Below are 17,993 nucleotides of genomic sequence, written 5' to 3' on the forward strand. Positions count from 1 at the left end.
CATCAAAAATGCCCCAAATCGCTGCTACTAAAAAGGTAACAGTACTCATATTTGATGTTTTTTGACCACAGCTATTTGCAGATCACCAAGGCTACTCATTGGGGACAGACTTAAATGACTAGGTGTGGCTGCCTGGGCTAGGCTGTTAGGTCGAGTTCGTAGAGAAAGCTTTCACGCGGCATGTCGTGACGGCGCTCTTCGCGGTTGGCGCGGTGCGTGGCCGTGCGCTTAAAGCCGTGCAGCTCGTAGAATTTCCACGAGCAGTTGGAATCGGTATACAGGTGTGCGCTGGTCGCCCCGCACGAGGACAGATGTGAGATTGCGGCGTCGAGCAGCACCGATCCCACGCCCAGGCCGTGGACGTCAGGGTCGACGGCGAGCAGCGTGACCTCATTGTCATGCGGCAGTGGGCTTTTCTCGAGCAGGCGGTTGTTGGTTCGAATGGTGGCGCGCACAAACGAGAGATACTCGGCGCACGACTCGGGTTCTAGCTCACGCATCTGCGACAGCAGTGTACGCTCAGTATCCATCCAATGTTCCCTGACGGCGGTGCCGGAGCTCTGTCCCGCACGCGCAAGCGAAATGCCGCGCGCCTCGCCATCTATAACTGCAACCTGCGAAAACGTTGAGGAAGAAAGGCAATAGGCGAGGTCGCACGCGGCTTCGAGGCGGTTGTACTCATCGTTATCCGAGTTGTTGTGCCAAAGCTGCTGCAAGATCAGCGCGATGGCGTCGAAATCTTCGGTATCAAACGGTCGGTAGAGAACCCGCGAGACCATGGTGCCTCTTTCTATTGCGGATACATATCGAGCACAGTTCTACCACGCCATTGGCATCTAATTATGGTGCTCCTGTGTTCCATGAACTCACCGTGCCCATCCCCTCCGCGCGCAAACTTTTTCTGCACATGCGCCCGTTGCGGGGTGCATCGATGCGCTCGATGCGCTACATTGAATCAGTATTTTCAATGCCGCTGCGCGAGCGCTGCAGATCGACGTATCACCGACTCACAGAGCACGGCGGCGTACCAGACAGGAGGACTGCATGGGATCTGATGTGAAGATCGCACGCGCGTTGATCTCGGTTACCGATAAAACGGGCGTCGTCGATTTCGCACGGACGCTGGTCGATGACTTTGGCGTCGAGATCATCTCTACGGGCGGCACGGCTCGTGCCATCGAGGACGCGGGCGTTCCCGTAACCCCCATCGAGGAGTTCACGGGCTATCCCGAGATGATGGACGGCCGCGTTAAGACCCTGCACCCCAAGGTTCACGGCGCGCTGCTGGCCCGCCGCGATTCCGAGCAGCACATGCAGGAGGCCGCTCAGCACGGCATTAAGCTGATCGACTTGGTCGTTGTCAACCTGTACGAGTTCGAGAAGACCGTCGCCAACCCCGAGGTCACCTTTGCGGATGCCATCGAGCACATCGACATCGGTGGCCCCTCCATGTTGCGCTCTGCCGCCAAGAACGCCGCGAGCGTTACCGTCATCTCCGACCCGGCCGACTATGATGCCGTCCTGGCCGAGATGCGCGAGACCGGTGGCTGCACCACGCTTTCCACCCGTCGTCGCCTGCAGGTGAAGGTCTACCAGACCACCGCCGCCTACGACACGGCTATCTCCCGTTGGCTTGCCGCCCAGGCAAGCGACGTGGCGGACACCTCTGCCAAGCTCGAGATCTCGCTGGAAAAGGTCGACGACCTGCGCTATGGCGAGAACCCGCAGCAGAAGGCCACGGTCTATCGCTTTGCCGAGGGCTGCGAGAACACCGCGAGCTCTCAGTTCCCGCTCGTGGGCTCCGAGCAGATCCAGGGCAAGCCGCTCAGCTACAACAACTATCTGGACGCCGATGCCGCTTGGAACCTGGTCCGCGAGTTCGACGAGCCGGCCTGCGTGATCCTCAAGCATCAGAACCCCTGCGGTTCCGCCGTTGCCGAGGACATCACGGCCGCCTACGACCGCGCCTTCGCCTGCGATCCCAAGAGCGCCTTCGGCGGCATCATCGCCTGCAACCGCGAGGTTCCCTTTGAGCTGGTTGAGCACTTTGCCGATCAGAACAAGCAGTTCGTCGAGGTCATCATCGCCCCGAGCTACACCGATGAGGCGCTCGAGCGCATGGCCAAGCGCCCCAACCTGCGCGTGCTGGCTACCGGCGGCGTGGACCACGGTGCCCATGTGGAGCTGCGCTCCATCGACGGCGGCATGCTGGTGCAGGAAGTCGACCACGTGACCGAGGACCCCGCGACCTTTACGTTCCCCACCGACCGTAAGCCCACCGACGCCGAGATGGCCGAGCTCGAGTTTGCCTGGAAGGTCTGCAAGGGCGTCAAGTCCAACGCCATCCTGGTCTCCAAGGGTAAGGCCGGCATTGGCATGGGCCCCGGTCAGCCCAACCGCGTGGATTCCGCGTTGCTGGCCTGCGAGCGTGCTGAGGACTTCTGCGAGCGCGAGGGCGTGGAGAAGGGCGGCTTTGCCTGTGCAAGCGACGCGTTCTTCCCGTTCCGCGACAACGTCGACGTGCTTGCCGCGCACGGCGTGACCTGCATCATCCAGCCCGGCGGCTCCAAGCGCGATGACGAGAGCATCCAGGCCTGCAACGAGCATGGTATTGCGATGGTCTTCACCGGAGCCAGGCATTTTAGGCACTAATATCGTTACGCGGTTTTACCAAACCGCGTAACTGCTCGACGCTGCGCCGGCCCCAAGCACCCCATCTCGCCGCTCAAACCGTCGCTCGCGTACAAGAAGTACGCGTCGCTCCTCTTTCGTGGCGACCTGGGGCACTTGGAGCCGGCTCGCTGGCTTATGCTCCACCAGTGGCCTTGGCTTGCTCCGAACGAAGGCTATCTATTGCCGTCTGCGCCGGTTGGCGCGGGCGGTTTTTTTGGGTATAACGGTGCGGTGTATGTTTTTGAGAAAGGTTAGATATGGCCGTTGTGGATGATGCCGAGCTGTTTGGCAATGCCGAGGATCAGCGTGCGTACGAGGACTTTTGCGCCAATCAGGAGGCGGTCGAGAAGTTTACGCTCGACAAGCCCGCGCTTGTCTGCCGTTGGCGCATGTCCAACAAAAAGGTGCCCATGCTCAACCGCCACATCCGCGCGCTGTCCGAGCGTCTGGTGCAGGGCGAGCCACTTACCCATAACATGCTCAGCTGGGCCAAGCAGCACGTTGAGTGGTCGCTAGCCGAGGGCGACTATACTGCGCACGACGGCGTGCTCATGCTGGTGATCGACATCAACGGCAACGCCGCCATGACAGTGGGGGAGTACGAGCCGCTCGCCGATACGTCAGCCAAGGCGCTGCGTGCCCGCTCTGCCGAGGCCCGTTCCGAGGCCGACGAAACCGGCGTGGCGCCCGAGCTGCTTGCTGCCGTCAACGACGGCGAGCTGGCCTTTGTGGCGCCGGCGGACGAGTGCCTGTGCGGCACGGCGACGCTCATCGAACAGCTGGCCCAGACCAAGGACATCCCGGTCGCGCGCGTAGATATTCCCGCGCAGCTTAAGGGCGCGCTGTTCCTGGTGAGCGACGAGCACGGCGTGGTCCCCGCAACCGAGACGGACGCCGCCGAGGCCGACGCCGCCACGGTCGCCTTCTTCGCCGATGGCTACGAAAAGCTCCGTGCCCGCCGTTCCTAACCTCAAGGTGGGGTGGGCTTACTGAAGCGAGCGAGCGCGTTCGATGGCGTAGGCGAGCGACAGCTGCTCCATCTCCGGGGCGCATTTGTAGCTCAGTCCGGTGAGAGCCGTCACCTTATCGAGGCGATATCGAATCGTGTTCGGGTGCTGGCCAGTCTGCTTGGCGGTTCGCTCGATACGTCGGTCGTTCTCGATGAATGCGGCGAGCGTGGATTCCAGCTCGCTGCCATGCTCACTGTCGTGCTCGCGTATCGGCGAGAGAATCGCCTCCGAGAACGATCGCATCTCCGGGGTTTCCGCAAAAGGCATCACGGTTCTCAGGATGCCGAGCTGCGTATAGCGGACGGGACCCTCGGCTCGTTGACAAGATAGGCGCTGTGCGTAAATCGCCTGCGAGATCGCCTGCGCCACCGCCTCGTCTCCAAACAGAATATCGCTGATGCCAAGCCCTTCCGCTCCGCCATCGATGCCGCTAGCCTCGATGAGCTCCGTGAGCGCCTGCACGATTCGCTCCACATCGAGCGTCTGCTCCGAGTCGCTTGTCGCTACGAATAACAGACCTCCGTCATAGGGTGCCAGCATGTTGTGGCATCCGGCGAGGGTCGATTTTGCACAGAGACGTTCGATTTGCAAAAACGTACGCGGGTCGAGGGGCTCTGCAAACGATGTGAACAGGGCGACCGCTTCGTCCAGAAATGACGGGTTGAGGCCTCGGATGCGTCGGCAGATGGACTCGGGCGATACGTCTGTCCTCAGGGCATCGATCTCGCGCTGTGCGAAGTCGATGGACGCGAGCTGCTCGATATGCCGTTTGACCTCATAGATGACGCTGTCAAAGAACAGTGAGTCGTCGGTCGTGAGAAAGACCGGGTAGTGCCGCGCGTTGGCGTAGCGGATGGCTTGGTCGGGAATCGGGATGTGCAGGACGTTTTTGATGATGAGACCGCTCGTTCCCTTGGCGACGAGGTATTTCACGGCTTCAGTGATGAGGTACGGGTCGTCCTTCGCATAGAGGAAGGTGCTGAGGACGATCTCGTCTGAGCTGAAGTTGACGCGCTGGTACTTGTTCTTGAGGCCGGGCATGAGTTCATAATCGAGGATCCCAACGCCGGAGACGGCACGCGAGATGCCATCGCTGCCGGCGATTAGACGGACCGACCCCTCATATTCCCGTGAGAAGTCCGAGACGGTGTATAGCATCAACATCACCCTGTAAATCACTACAATAAATACCGGCATAAAAAGGATAATCGCACATCCGTATGCCGTTGATGCGAGAAATAGTTCAAATATATGCTGATGGAACGAAAAATCAGATTGAGAATCGTTGTAGATTCCAACAAGAAATGATCCTTGGCGGCATCGTTACTAAACCGTACAGTGAAGCAACGTAAAGCTTTCGCTGAAAGGAGCGATGATGGGGCAGATGGTGGTGCTTTCGGCCGAGGAAGTTTCCAAGGTGCTGACGATCGAGGATGCAATCGCTGCCGTGGAGGAGGCATATCGCCAGAAGGCAACGGGCAAGGGTGTTGCGTGGCCGATGGTATACGAGCAGTTCGAACCCGGCGTGGCCGATATGGATATCCGCTCGGGCGAGTTGGCGGGGAGCGGCCTCTTCGGCCTGAAGCTCACTGCTTGGTTCTCTCAGAATCCCAAAAAGGGGCTCCCCGAGATCTTTGGCACTACGCTGCTGTGCGACAACGCGACGGGCGAGCCGTTGGCGCTGCTCAATGCCTCCGCCGTCACTGGACTTCGCACCGGTGCTGCCGCTGCGCTCGGCGCCAAGTGGCTGGCTCGGGCGGATGCGTCCAAACTGCTTGTTGCGGGTGCCGGCCACATGAGCACCTATATGGTGGCGGGCGTGCTCGCCGCCTGTCCCAAAGTGAGCGAGGTCAAGGTGTGGGAGCCGGTTTCCGATGCCGCGCCCGAGGCTCGCGTCGAGCGCATACGAGACGAGCTCGCCCATATCTTGGGCGCTTGCGAGCATGCTCGCGAGGCATCCACCTATTCCATCGAGGCGACGGCCGACGGCCAAGGCGCCGCGGCAGAGGCCGACATCATCGTGACGATCACGCCTGCGACCAAGCCTATCATCCCCGATGCATGGGTGCGCCCCGGTGCGCATATCTCCTGCGTCGGTGCCGACATGCCCGGCAAGCAGGAGCTCGCCTCGGCGCTTGTCGCCCGTGCCGCTGTTTACGTCGACGACCGCGAGCAATCGGTCGCGTCCGGCGAGCTGGAGATTCCGGTTGCCGAGGGTGCCATCACACCCGAGGACATCAAAGCGGAGCTCGGCGAAGTCATCGCCGGCACGGCTACGGGGCGTTCGGATGACGAGCAGGTGACGGTGTTCGATACGTCGGGCATCGCCGTTCAAGACCTTTCGGCATCGAAAATTGCCTACGACCGCGCCGTCGAGGCGGGGCTGGGCACCGTGGTGGAACTGTAAGAAAGTCAAGGAAAGGAAACGACAATGCAGATCAAGGATTTCGCCGTCGAGCAGTGGATGAACGAGTGGGAGACCAAGTGCACCCACAACGTTGCGGAGACGTGCGTCTACTCCCTCACGCTCGACCAGCTGTTCGAGCTTACGAACACCGACAAGAAGGCGTGGCTCGATAGCCTGTGCTCGCGCCGATTCACCTACGGAGACATCGAGGGACAGCCCGGCTTCCTCGAGGGGGTCGCGCGTCTCTATAAGACGGTCGAGCCCGGGCATATCGTGCCCACGCACGGCGCGACCGGCGCCAACTCCCTGGTTATTTCCACGCTCGTCGAACCGGGCGATCATGTAGTCTCCGTCAAGCCCACCTACCAGCAGCTTTATTCGATTCCCGAGATGTGCGGTGCGAAGGTCGATATCCTTCAGCTCGATCGCAAGAACGGTTACCACGTCGACGTCGACGCACTCGATGCCTTGGTGACCGACGATACCAAGCTCATCTGCATCAATAACCCGGACAACCCCACGGGCGCCCTGCTCGACGCCGATACGCTCAAGGCGATTGTCGAGGTCGCACGCAAACACGACGCGTGGCTGCTCTGCGACGAGGTCTACCGTCTGCTTACTCAGACGGATGAGTACGCCGAGTCCGTGGTCGACCTGTACGACAAGGCCGTCGCCACCGCATCCATGTCCAAGGTCTGGTCGTTCGCCGGCCTGCGTCTGGGCTGGGCGGTCACCAAGAGCCCGGAGCTCCGTCGCGCGCTGCTCTCGCATCGCGACTACAACCTGATTTCCGCCGGCATATTCAGCGAGTCGGTGGCGGAGCTGATTCTGGGCAACGCTTCCGTGATCCTTGAGCGCAGCCGTCGCATCGTCCGTCAGAACCTTGCTGTTCTGGAGAAGTGGGTCGAGAGCGAGCCGCACCTGTCGTTCGTCAAGCCCGAGGCGGGTAGCACCGCGCTCGTGTATTACGACTACGACATTGACTCCAGGACGTTCTGCACCGACATGATTAAGAAGTCCGGCGCGCTCGTCACCCCGGGCGATTGCTTCGAGGAACCCAAGAGCATGCGCATCGGCTATGCATACTCCGACAACACCGATGACCTGCAGAAGGGCCTGGATGCCATTTCGGCGTACATGCGTACGCTCGAGTAGAGGCTCGAGGCCGAAGTGATGGGGCCGATCGGTTTAGGACCGAGGGCCCCTACTCTCTCTCAAGGCTACCGAACACTATTGTCACATTAGATGCCCACGGGGTCGCATCGCTGCGACGCCGTGGGCATAATGGTGTGGAAAGTGCAAGTTACGAGAAACGGGAGGACACATGGCGCTGATTTATGTCGTTGATGACGACGAGCCCATTCGTCGCGAGCTTGTCGATATCCTTGCCCGTGCCGGTTTTGAGGTCGAGGCCTGCGAATCGTTCGAGCACGTCTCGCGCGATATTCTCGCTGCCGCGCCCGATCTGGTACTGCTCGACCTCACGCTTCCTGTCAAAGACGGCCAACACATCTGCCACGAAGTCCGTCGCGAATCCGAGGTCCCCATCATCGTCCTCACTTCGCGCACGACCGAGATTGACGAGGTCATGGCCATGACGCTCGGCGCGGACGATTTTATTTCCAAGCCCTATAGCGCGCGCGTGCTCGTGGCGCGCATCAACGCGCTGCTGCGTCGCACCGCGGCGGCAGGCGAGCGCAGCACGCTCGTCCACAAGGGATTGGAGCTCGACCTCGCCCGCTCCATGGTCACCAACACGCAAACCGGCACTAGCACTGAGCTCACCAAAAACGAGCTGCGTATCCTCTCGCTGCTTCTGAGCCGCGCGGGCAAGATCGTCTCGCGCTCGGCCATCATGCAAGACCTGTGGGATTCCGATGCCTTCGTGGACGACAACACGCTCACCGTCAACATCAACCGCCTGCGCACCACGCTCGACAAGATCGGCGTCAAGGGGTATCTGACCACGCATCGCGGCCAGGGCTATTCGGTCTAGGTGCCAGCTATGTCGTTTGGCAAGTTCTTTAAAGATGCGCTGTTGCCCGTCGCCGTGTGGACGTGCGGCGTGCTGCTGAGCTGCTTTGTGCTGACGGTTGCCGGCGCACCCGTTTCTATCGTGGTCGTGGCGGTTGGCGTGTCCTTTATCTTCGGTATGCTCGGCATCGTGATCGAGTACACTCGCCGTCGCCGTTTTCTGCGTCAGTTGGAGCGCGCGGCAGAGGAGCTCGAGAGTCCCGCATGGGTCCAGGAGATGGTGCAATGCCCGACCTATGCCGAGGGCGAGCTCGAGTACGAGGTCTTGCGCCGGGTGGGCAAGGCGGCATGCGACGAGGTTGCCGAAGGCCGGCGTCAGACCGATGACTATCGCGACTATATCGAGAGCTGGGTCCACGAGGCCAAGCTGCCCCTGGCGGCGGCCCATCTGATTTTGGAAAACCTGGATGGCAGCGAAGACGACCTGTCGCGTGTGGATGACCTGGGTCGCGAGCTGGCTCGCGTGGAGCGCTATATCGACCAGGCACTGTACTACGCGCGCTCGGAAGTCGTGGAGCGCGACTACCTGATTCGTCGCTGGAATCTCAAGACCTTGGTGACGGGCGCGATTAAAGCCAACGCGCGCGAGCTTATCGCGGCGCACGTGGCTCCGGTGTGCGAGAACCTCGACTTTGAGGTCTTTACCGACGAGAAGTGGCTCGAGTTTATTCTAGGCCAGCTTATTCAGAACAGCATCAAATATGCGCGCGAGGACGGCGCAAAGATCGTGTTTTCGGGCGCGTTGCTGGACGAGGGCCTGGCGAGCGAACGCATCGAGCTTACCGTCGCGGACAACGGCTGCGGCGTGAGCGCGGCCGACCTGCCGCGCGTGTTCGAGAAAGGTTTTACCGGCGACAACGGCCGCACCACCAAGCGCGCAACGGGCATCGGCCTCTACCTGGTGGCGCGTCTGTGCTCCAAGATGGGCATCGACGTCACCGCAGCATCCGACTCCGGCGAAGGCTTTGTCGTAACGTTTTCCTTCTCAACGAATAAGTTTCAATATTTCGAGTAACGCATGCGGCAGACGTCCGCCCAAACAAAAACGTGCAGCCCAAACAAAACGTGCCACCCCAAACGGGGCGGCACGCCATCTTTTATCAGCCAACTCGCTGAAGTAAGGCTGCGAAGGCCGCGGGGCCGGGAGGGGTTTCCTAAGGGCACATCCCGCAGCCGCAACGCGGCGAGGACGTGCCCGTGGAAACCCCGCAGGCCCCGCGGCCGGTGGGAGCAACGCTACTTTACGACCAAGATGTCGCAGTCGGTGTTGCGCAGCAGGAACGTCGAAATCGAGCCCAGGAGCGCATACTTGATCGAGGACAGACCGCGAGCGCCGCAGAGCACCAGGTCGGGCTTGACCACGTCGAGCATCTCGTCCTTGAGCGTCTCGCGAATACGGCCGGCGCGAATCATAACCTCGACCTCGGGAATATCGGGATTGGCCTTGGCCTCTTCGAGTTGCTTGGCGATGGAGTTCTTAAATGCCTCCTCTAGGCCGTTGACCAGATCGACCGGATAGGAACCGGCGCTCTCGAGTGCCGTGGAATCGATGACGTGGCCGATAATCAGCTTGGCGCCGTTGTTCGCGGCGACCTTGATGGCGCGTGCGAGCACAAAATCCTGCTGCTCAGTACCGTCGAGTGAAACAAATACCTTGGTATAGCCCTCGTTCATGGTTTCCTCCTTGGTCTATCGCACGGGCGCGGGGCTCGTGCGTCGGGCGGGCGCGGATGCGTGACCGCCGGACACTTTATCTTGTTGCAGTTATACCCAAGGATTTGGGTTTGACCGCTCGCAATTCTGTGAACGGGCGAGTTTTTTGGTAAGGGTAGGCGCAGGCGCGCCGCCAACGGTTGATAATGGGACATCGCCCGCACCGTCCGCAGAACAACTATCGGTGGGTGTCTAACGAGGGGGTCCCTTTGGATATCATTGAGCTTCTAAAATCTGCCTTCATGGGCCTAGTCGAGGGCATTACCGAATGGCTGCCTGTTTCGTCGACCGGTCACATGATCTTGGTGGACGAGTTCGTCAAGATGAACGTGAGCGAGACGTTCTGGAATATGTTCCTGGTCGTGATTCAGCTTGGCGCCATTTTGGCCGTCTGCGTCCTGTTCTTCTACGACCTCAACCCGTTTTCTCCCAGCAAGGGCAAGGAGGGCCGTCGCGACACCTGGGTGCTGTGGGGCAAGATTGTGCTCGGCTGCATTCCCGCCGCGGCGATCGGTCTGCCGCTTAACGACTGGATGGAGGAGCATTTCTATAATGCTCCCGTCGTGGCGCTGGCGCTCATTGTGTACGGCGTGCTGTTTATTGTGATCGAGAACTGGCGCGCGAACAAGCGCGACCAGGCTGCTCTTGCCGGTTCGTTTGGTTCGAGTGCCGTGGTGGCGGGCGGACGCCCCGCTGGTGCGCATTTTGCCACTCCCGCTGCGGCTGCCGCTTCAGACGATGACGATAACCTGGACTTTGGCTCCATCACTACGCTCGAGGATCTGAGCTGGAAGACCGCGCTGGGTATCGGTTGCTTCCAAGTGCTTTCGCTGATTCCGGGCACATCGCGCTCCGGCTCCACGATCATCGGCGGCCTGCTGCTGGGCTGCACGCGCTCGGTGGCGTCTAAGTTCACGTTCTTCCTGGCCATTCCCGTCATGTTTGGTGCGAGTGCGCTCAAGCTGGTCAAGTACTTTATTAAGGGCGGCACGTTCGGCACCAACGAAATCGCCATCCTGGGCGTGGGCTGCGTCGTCGCCTTTGTGGTGTCGCTCATTGCCATCAAGTGGCTTATGGGCTTCGTGCGGCGTCACGACTTTAAGTGCTTCGGCGTCTACCGCATCATCCTGGGCATCGTGGTTCTCGCGTACTTCTTTGTCCTGGAGCCGATGCTCGGCCTCTAACTTAGTTGACGCTGCGCGACGGCCAGGGCGACAACTTGTCATTCAAAGGGGGTGGCATGACCAAAAGGTCTATGCCGCCCTCTTTTCATGCCAATTTGTTCGCCCTGGCCGCCGCTCGCTACCGTGGCCATGACATCGGCGGTTCCGTGATTGTCAATAGATTGGTGCAAAGCAACCTGACCCCATTGCGCCAAATCCGCTGGGGCGGGTCTGACGGTGGCGCACGGAGTCGTGGTGTGATTTGCGTCGGTGTCCGCGCGGCTCGGTATACTGGTACGGCTCAAACTATGGCGCTGCCCGCAGGCGCGCCGTCCGTCAGATGAGGAGTCGCCCATGACCCAGCCCCTGCCCTGGGAAAAGAACGCCGCGGTACCCGTACCGCCCGCGCCGGAACCCGTGCCGCTCGATGCATACACCGCCCCCGCTGCGCCGGAGCCCGAGCTCGTTCCGCTCGACATCTACGACGCTCCCGCGCCGGCGCCCAAGCCCGCCAAACCGCTCGTCGACATCGACAGCCTTAATCCCGCCCAGCGCGAGGCGGTCCTGTCCACCGAGGGCCCGTTGCTGGTGCTCGCCGGCGCCGGCTCGGGCAAGACCCGCGTCTTGACCTTCCGCATCGCACATATGCTCGGCGACCTGGGTGTTAAGCCTTGGCAGGTTCTTGCCATTACGTTTACCAACAAGGCCGCGGCAGAGATGCGCGAGCGTCTGGCGGCACTCATTCCCAGCGGCACCCGTGGCATGTGGGTGTGTACCTTCCATGCTATGTGCGTGCGCATGCTGCGCGAGGACGCCGACCTGTTGGGCTACACCGGCCAGTTCACCATCTACGATGACGATGACTCAAAGCGCATGGTGCGCGACATTATGCAGGCGCTCGGCATCGAGCAAAAGCAGTTCCCCATCAACATGATCCGCAGCAAGATTAGCTCGGCCAAAAACGCCATGATCGGCCCCGAGGACATGCTCAAGAGTGCCGATAGCCCCAACGACAAAAAGGCCGCGCAGGTCTACCTAGAGCTGGAGCGCCGCCTGCGCGCCGCCAATGCGATGGACTTTGACGACCTGCTCGTGCGCGCGCTCGAGCTGCTGCGCACCCGTCCCGAGGTGCTCGATAAGTACCAAGAGCGCTTCCGCTACATTAGCGTCGACGAGTATCAGGACACCAACCACGTCCAGTACGAAATCGCCAACCTGCTGGCCGCTAAGTACCAAAACCTCATGGTCGTGGGCGACGATGACCAGTCCATTTACAGCTGGCGTGGCGCCGACATCACCAACATCCTGGACTTTGAGAAGGACTTTAAAAACTGCAAGACCGTCAAGCTGGAGCAGAACTATCGCTCTACGGGTCACATCCTGAGCGCCGCCAACGCCGTGGTGCGCCACAACTCGCAGCGCAAGGACAAGCGCCTGTTTACGGCCGAGGGCGATGGCGAGAAGATCCAGGCCTTCCAGGCGAGCGACGAACGCGACGAGGGTCGCTGGATTGCCGGCGAGATCGAGAAGCTGCATGCCAAAGGCACGAGCTACGACGACATTGCCGTGTTCTATCGCACCAACGCCCAGTCGCGTATCCTCGAAGATATGTTCCTGCGCGCGGGCGTGCCCTACAAGATCGTGGGCGGCACGCGATTCTTCGACCGTGCCGAGATCCGTGATGTCATGGCCTACCTTAAGATGATCGTGAACCCGGCCGACGAGATGAGCGTCAAGCGCGTCATCAACACACCGCGCCGTGGCATCGGCTCCACCTCGATCCAAAAAATCGAGCAGCTGGCGCGCGACAACCGTTGCTCGTTCTTCCAGGCTTGCGAGATTGCGTGTGCCGAAACCGGCATGTTTAGCGCCAAGGTCCGCAATGGCCTGTCAAGCTTTGTGTCGCTGGTGCGCGAGGGCCGCCGCATGGACGGCGAGCTCAAGGACGTCGTCGAGATGATTGTCGATAAGACGGGCCTGCTGCAGGCGTTTCGCGCCGAGGGCACCATGGAGTCTGAGAGCCGTGCCGAGAACATCCAGGAATTCCTGGGCGTCGCTGCCGAATTTGAGGAGACGCACGAGGACATCGAGGGTACGCTCGAGAGCTTGGAAGAGCTGCGCGCTGCCGGTGTTGCCGACGTGCCTGCCGGCGCCGAGCCCGTCGTGGTGAGCGCGCCCGCGCCCGAACCGGGGCCATCTGCCCCGGTATCCTCGTTTGAGGCACTCGTCGGCGCGCGCGATGCCGCAGGTTCCAATCCGCTCGATAGCCTAGCCGCCCCGGCGCTCTCGCCGCAGGATGCCCTGGCCGCCGCCATCGCGGGCAACGCGTATGCCGCGCCGACGGGGATGCCGGCGGGTGCCGTGCATGCCGACGAGATCGAGCGCACCTACGGTCCGCTCACCTGTAAGGCGCTGCCGGCACTCATGGAGTGGCTGGCCCTGCGCTCCGACTTGGATTCCCTGGCCGGCGAGACGCATGCCATTACCATGATGACCATCCACTCCGCCAAGGGCCTGGAGTTCCCGGCGGTGTTCGTGGCCGGCATGGAGGAAGGCATCTTCCCGCACGTGCACGATTTTGGCGGTAGTGACGATCCGGGCAAGCTCGAGGAGGAGCGCCGCTTGGCCTACGTCGCCATCACGCGTGCTCGCAAGCGCCTGTTCCTGACCTATGCGGCCACGCGTCGCACCTACGGCTCGACCTCTGCCAACCCGCGCTCGCGTTTCCTCAACGAGATTCCGTTTGAGGATATCGAGTTTAGCGGCATCGGTTCTGCCGGTTTTGAGGGCACGGGCTGGGAGAAGCGCGGCGACCGTCACGGCACCTTTGGCTCGGGCATGGGCTCGGATATGTACGGCGGCAAGGTGTTTGGCTCGCATACGCGCTCGACCGGCGGTTCCGGTTCGCGCGGCGGATCGAGCTTTGACGATTTCTTTGGCGGCAGCAGTTACGGGACCGAGCGCCATCGTGGGGTTTCGCCTGACGCCGGCCGTGTTGCCTCGACTTTTGGTTCGGGCGCGTCGCGAGCCAAAAAGCCGTCTTCCAAGGTGTCCCCGACGGTGGAGCGCAAGGTCGATCGTGCCAGCGCATCGCAGGACTTTGCCGCGGGCGATACCGTGAGCCACAAGACTTTTGGCACGGGTACCGTGATCTCGGTCGCCGGAGACATGATCGAGGTTCAATTCGAAAAGACCGGCCAGACCAAAAAGCTTATGAAGGGCTTCGCGCCGATCGTCAAGCTGTCGTGATCCTGGCGGACCTGGGCGGGCGTATAGGGCAACATCGCCTGCTCGGGCAGTCCTGCGCAAGACGGAGAGCACATTAAGTGCTCTCCTTTGCGTGCGGAACTCGCGATCGATGTTGCCCTATACGCCCGCCCAGGTCCTTGGGTAACGGTGCTTGCGAACGTCGCTCTGCTCGTCCGCTTTTTGATCTGGAGAGCCGGGTGGGCTGATAAATAGATATGGCAAGGGGCTCTCCCGCACATGGACGGGAGAGCCCCTTGTTGCGTTTGGGTTGTTGGTGCGACCTACAGGTGGCTGATGATCAGTTCCATCTTGCCTTCGAGGTCGATGGAGCTGACGGTGCTCGGGGCCAGCAGGTGGCTTCCCTTGTGGACGGGGTCGCCGCAGACGGTGCCTTCGCCGTCGATGACCGACAGGCACATGAAGGGCCAGCGCTGGTCGAGGGTCTTGCTGCCGTTGACGCGCACGCGATCGACGGTGTAGCAGGGGTTGGACTCGAGCTCGGTCACGCCGTCCACCTCGGGCGCGGTCACCGTGCCGTCGGTCGGAGCCTGAGCATCAAAGTCGATGCAGTCGAGGCTCTGCTCAATGTGTAGCGGGCGCAGCTTGCCGTCGGTGCCGGGGCGGTCGTAGTCGTACAGGCGATAGGTCACGTCGCTCGACTGCTGCGTCTCCAAAATGAGCGTACCAGTCTTGATGGCGTGCACGGTACCGGAGTCAATCTGGAAAAAGTCACCCTTGTGAATCGGCAGCACGTTGAGCATGTCGTCCCAACGGCCTTCCTCGATCATCTGTGCGGCCTCGGCGCGGTCTTTGGCACGCTGGCCGACGATGATCGTGGAGCCGGGCTCGCAGTCCAGCACATACCAGCACTCGGTTTTGCCCAGACTGCCGTTCTCGTGCTCGGCGGCGTACTCGTCGTTGGGGTGAATCTGGATCGAAAGGTCGTCCTTGGCGTCCAGAATCTTGATGAGCAGCGGGAACTCCTTGCCCTCGCAATTGCCAAAGAGCTCGCGGTGCTCGGCCCACAGCCACGAAAGTGTGTGGCCTGCATACGGGCCCTCCGCAATCTGGCAGTCGCCGTTGGGGTGGGCCGAGATGGCCCAGCACTCACCGATGGGACCTTCGGGAATGTCGTAGCCAAATACGGTTTCGAGCTGGCGGCCGCCCCAGATCTTCTCGTGGAAGATCGGCGTGAGTTTAATCAAATCGGACATGTGCATACTCCCATAAGGTTGTGCGGGTGCCGCGTAAGACAGCTCAAAACGAGCACCCACCGGATTGCAAAACTAGGCCAGCGTTACGTTGTGCAGCTCAAAGCGGTCGCCTACGTTGTGCGAGATAGAATATTCAAACGCGGTGCCGCTATCCAAGAAGCCAATCTGGTTGAGTTCGAGCAGGGGAGAGCCGGGTTTGGTATCCAGGCGCTCAGCCTCTTCCTCAGTTGCCGCGACGGCGCGAATGGTGCGGTGGAAACTCGAGATCTTGAGTCCGCACTGCTCGCGGATGAAGCTGTAGACCGACGCGTACAGGTCTTTTTTCTTAAGACCCGGAATCAGCTCGAGTGGCATATAGGTGTACTCGATAACGATGGGCTGACCATCGACCTCGCGTACGCGCACGATGTGATAGGCAAAGTCGTCTTCGGCCATTCCCAGCTGGGTCGCAACCTCTGCCGGCGGATTGACGATCGAGAAATCGTAGACCACCGAGGTCACCTTCTCCCCGCGATGCTCGTACGAAAAGCCTTGGGCGCGGTCGTTCTTGCCTTGGAAAAACACCTGGCCAGGAAGCCCCGCCGTGTCCTTAACGTAGGTGCCCGATCCGCGCCGGCTGGTAATTAGGCCTTCCTCGGTGATTTGCTCAATAGCTCGTTTGACGGTGATTTTGGAAACGCCATAGAGCTCGCAGAACTCAACGACGGTGGGTAGCTTGTCGCCCGGTTTAAGAGCGCCGTCCTCGATGCTTCGACGGATATCTGCAGCTATCGCCTCGTATTTGGGAATCATGTAATCCTCCCTTCATATTTGCGTTGATATAAAGAGAGTATACCTACTTAAAAAGCATCCATATGGCTTTCATCAAAGAAGTTCGATAAAGAAAAATAAAAAAGACGCTTTACATAATAAATCAGAGCGCTATAGTTACAGACAACAAGCGAGATGCATTGGCGTTTGCTTGTGCTGTTTGGGGACAGTTTTGTTTTGGCGGGTTGGATATCGGTATGACCGGTGCGCGCCCGCGCCGGATAACCTGCCAAAGCAAACCCGTCTCCAACCGGAAGCTCTAGAACACGAAAGCGAGGACTTTGATGGCACAGTATCAGCTGCCCAACGACTTCTTCTTTGGCGCTGCTATGTCCGGCCCGCAGACTGAGGGTCAGTGGAACCAGGGCGGCAAGCTCGAGAACCTGTGGGACACCTGGTCCATCCAGGATCTGGGCTCGTTCTACAACTGCGTTGGCTCTTATGCCGGCAATGACTTTATGGCCAAGTACCAGGAAGACCTTCGCATTTTGAAGGACTTGGGCCTGAATACCTATCGCACTTCCATCCAGTGGAGCCGTCTGCTCGATGCCGACGGCAACCTTAATGAGGAGGGCGCTGCGTGGTATCACGAGCTGTTCCGCGCCTCTCGCGAGGCCGGCCTGGAGCCGTTTGCCAACTTGTACCACTTTGACATGCCCACCTACCTCTTTAACCGTGGTGGCTGGGAGAGCCGTGAGGTCGTCGAGGCTTACGCGCATTACGCCGATGTCGCCTTCCACGAGTTTGGCCAGGAGATTAAGTACTGGTTCACCTTTAACGAGCCCATCGTCGAGCCCGAGCAGCGCTATCAGGAGGGCGTGTGGTTCCCGCAGCTCCATGACTTCAACCGCGCCCGCACCGTGCAGTATCACATCTCGCTGGCGCACGCGCTGGCCGTGGCCAACTATCGTCGCGCCTATGACGAGGGCGTTATTCGCGCCGATGCCAAGATCGGCATGATCAACTGCTTTACCCCGGTCTATACCAAGGAGAACCCCAACGAGGCAGACCTCGAGGCCGTGCGTATGACCAGCGGCATCAACAATCGCTGGTGGCTCGACCTTATTACCAAGGGCGAGCTTCCTGCCGACGTGCTCGACAGCCTGGCTGAGGGCGGCGTTAAGCTCCCGTTCCGTGCCGGCGACCAAGAGATTCTCAAGCAGGGTGTTGTCGACTGGCTCGGCTGCAACTACTACCACCCCACGCGTGTTCAGGCGCCGGCGAGCAAGGTCGACCAGTACGGCCTGCCGCACTTTGCCGACGAGTACGTATGGCCCGACGCCGTTATGAACGAGAGCCGTGGCTGGGAGATCTACCCGCAGGGCCTCTACGACTTTGGCATGGACTGCGCTAAAAACTACCCCGACCTTGAGTGGTTCGTTTCCGAGAACGGCATCGGCATCATGGACGAATACAAGAACCGTGACGCCGAAGGAACCATCCAGGATGACTACCGCGTCGACTTTGTACGTCAGCACCTGGAGTGGGTGGCCAAGGCAATTGCCGAGGGCGCCAAGTGCCGCGGATACCATTACTGGGCCGTCATCGATAACTGGTCTTGGGCTAATGCCTTTAAGAACCGTTACGGTTTTGTCGAGGTCGACCTTATGGACGGCTACAAGCGCCGCCTTAAGAAGTCAGCGGCCTGGCTCAAACAGGTCGCCACAACCCACGTGGTTGATTAGCGACCGGGCGAACGCCCAGACCGCGCGCCGCCGCG

The 17,993-nt window shown here is 60.6% G+C and carries 14 protein-coding genes; 9 read left to right on the forward strand and 5 right to left on the reverse strand.

All coding sequences use genetic code 11. From position 1 onward, the window contains the following. Positions 1–137: 137 nt before the first annotated feature. Positions 138–779, reverse strand: a complete 642-nt coding sequence (locus tag PMX70_RS06595) for a GNAT family N-acetyltransferase (RefSeq protein WP_117646225.1) — start codon at positions 777–779, stop codon at positions 138–140. 265 nt (positions 780–1,044) lie between these two features. Here PMX70_RS06595 and purH point away from each other — a divergent pair, with 265 nt between their 5' ends. Then, positions 1,045–2,652, forward strand: a complete 1,608-nt coding sequence (gene purH / locus PMX70_RS06600; protein WP_271743190.1) for a bifunctional phosphoribosylaminoimidazolecarboxamide formyltransferase/IMP cyclohydrolase — start codon at positions 1,045–1,047, stop codon at positions 2,650–2,652. 278 nt (positions 2,653–2,930) lie between these two features. After that, positions 2,931–3,641 carry a hypothetical protein gene (locus tag PMX70_RS06605; protein WP_253057250.1) on the forward strand — a complete coding sequence of 237 codons (711 nt, stop codon included), beginning with the start codon at positions 2,931–2,933 and terminating at the stop codon, positions 3,639–3,641. Positions 3,642–3,659: 18 nt separating this feature from the next. Here PMX70_RS06605 and PMX70_RS06610 read toward each other — a convergent pair whose 3' ends face one another. Beyond that, positions 3,660–4,841 carry a PucR family transcriptional regulator gene (locus PMX70_RS06610; RefSeq protein WP_253057252.1) on the reverse strand — a complete coding sequence of 394 codons (1,182 nt, stop codon included), beginning with the start codon at positions 4,839–4,841 and terminating at the stop codon, positions 3,660–3,662. A 217-nt stretch (positions 4,842–5,058) separates the two neighbouring features. On the opposite strand from PMX70_RS06610, the gene PMX70_RS06615 reads away from it, so the two are divergent. The 4 genes from PMX70_RS06615 to PMX70_RS06630 all read left to right on the forward strand — a co-directional run bounded on the left by PMX70_RS06615 (position 5,059) and on the right by PMX70_RS06630 (position 9,139). Then, positions 5,059–6,090 carry an ornithine cyclodeaminase family protein gene (locus PMX70_RS06615; protein ID WP_253057254.1) on the forward strand — a complete coding sequence of 344 codons (1,032 nt, stop codon included), beginning with the start codon at positions 5,059–5,061 and terminating at the stop codon, positions 6,088–6,090. A gap of 24 nt (positions 6,091–6,114) precedes the next feature. Beyond that, the gene (locus tag PMX70_RS06620) at positions 6,115–7,245 is read left to right on the forward strand and encodes an aminotransferase (protein ID WP_271743191.1); all 1,131 of its coding nucleotides are present in this window, start codon (positions 6,115–6,117) and stop codon (positions 7,243–7,245) included. A gap of 169 nt (positions 7,246–7,414) precedes the next feature. After that, the gene (locus PMX70_RS06625; protein ID WP_271743192.1) at positions 7,415–8,086 is read left to right on the forward strand and encodes a response regulator transcription factor; all 672 of its coding nucleotides are present in this window, start codon (positions 7,415–7,417) and stop codon (positions 8,084–8,086) included. Positions 8,087–8,095: 9 nt separating this feature from the next. After that, the gene (locus PMX70_RS06630; protein WP_271743193.1) at positions 8,096–9,139 is read left to right on the forward strand and encodes a sensor histidine kinase; all 1,044 of its coding nucleotides are present in this window, start codon (positions 8,096–8,098) and stop codon (positions 9,137–9,139) included. Positions 9,140–9,360: 221 nt separating this feature from the next. On the opposite strand, the gene PMX70_RS06635 is transcribed toward PMX70_RS06630, so the two are convergent. Next, a complete protein-coding gene (locus PMX70_RS06635; RefSeq protein ID WP_006235921.1) occupies positions 9,361–9,798 on the reverse strand; it encodes a universal stress protein in 438 nt (145 codons plus the stop codon). A 248-nt stretch (positions 9,799–10,046) separates the two neighbouring features. On the opposite strand from PMX70_RS06635, the gene PMX70_RS06640 reads away from it, so the two are divergent. Both PMX70_RS06640 and PMX70_RS06645 read left to right on the forward strand, forming a co-directional pair. Then, complete coding sequence (locus PMX70_RS06640) at positions 10,047–11,021, forward strand: undecaprenyl-diphosphate phosphatase (protein WP_271740259.1); 975 nt, start codon at positions 10,047–10,049, stop codon at positions 11,019–11,021. A 333-nt stretch (positions 11,022–11,354) separates the two neighbouring features. After that, the gene (locus PMX70_RS06645; RefSeq protein WP_271740260.1) at positions 11,355–14,249 is read left to right on the forward strand and encodes an ATP-dependent helicase; all 2,895 of its coding nucleotides are present in this window, start codon (positions 11,355–11,357) and stop codon (positions 14,247–14,249) included. Between the two features lie 281 nt (positions 14,250–14,530). Here PMX70_RS06645 and manA read toward each other — a convergent pair whose 3' ends face one another. Next, positions 14,531–15,463 (reverse strand): mannose-6-phosphate isomerase, class I, encoded by a 933-nt coding sequence (gene manA / locus PMX70_RS06650; RefSeq protein ID WP_416378137.1) that lies wholly within the window; start codon positions 15,461–15,463, stop codon positions 14,531–14,533. A gap of 72 nt (positions 15,464–15,535) precedes the next feature. Beyond that, positions 15,536–16,255 carry a GntR family transcriptional regulator gene (locus tag PMX70_RS06655; protein WP_271740262.1) on the reverse strand — a complete coding sequence of 240 codons (720 nt, stop codon included), beginning with the start codon at positions 16,253–16,255 and terminating at the stop codon, positions 15,536–15,538. 302 nt (positions 16,256–16,557) lie between these two features. On the opposite strand from PMX70_RS06655, the gene PMX70_RS06660 reads away from it, so the two are divergent. Beyond that, positions 16,558–17,958 carry a glycoside hydrolase family 1 protein gene (locus PMX70_RS06660; protein ID WP_271740263.1) on the forward strand — a complete coding sequence of 467 codons (1,401 nt, stop codon included), beginning with the start codon at positions 16,558–16,560 and terminating at the stop codon, positions 17,956–17,958. Positions 17,959–17,993: the final 35 nt, after the last annotated feature.

This window comes from Collinsella aerofaciens (genome assembly GCF_028206795.1).
In the GTDB taxonomy this organism is placed as follows: domain Bacteria; phylum Actinomycetota; class Coriobacteriia; order Coriobacteriales; family Coriobacteriaceae; genus Collinsella; species Collinsella aerofaciens_AX.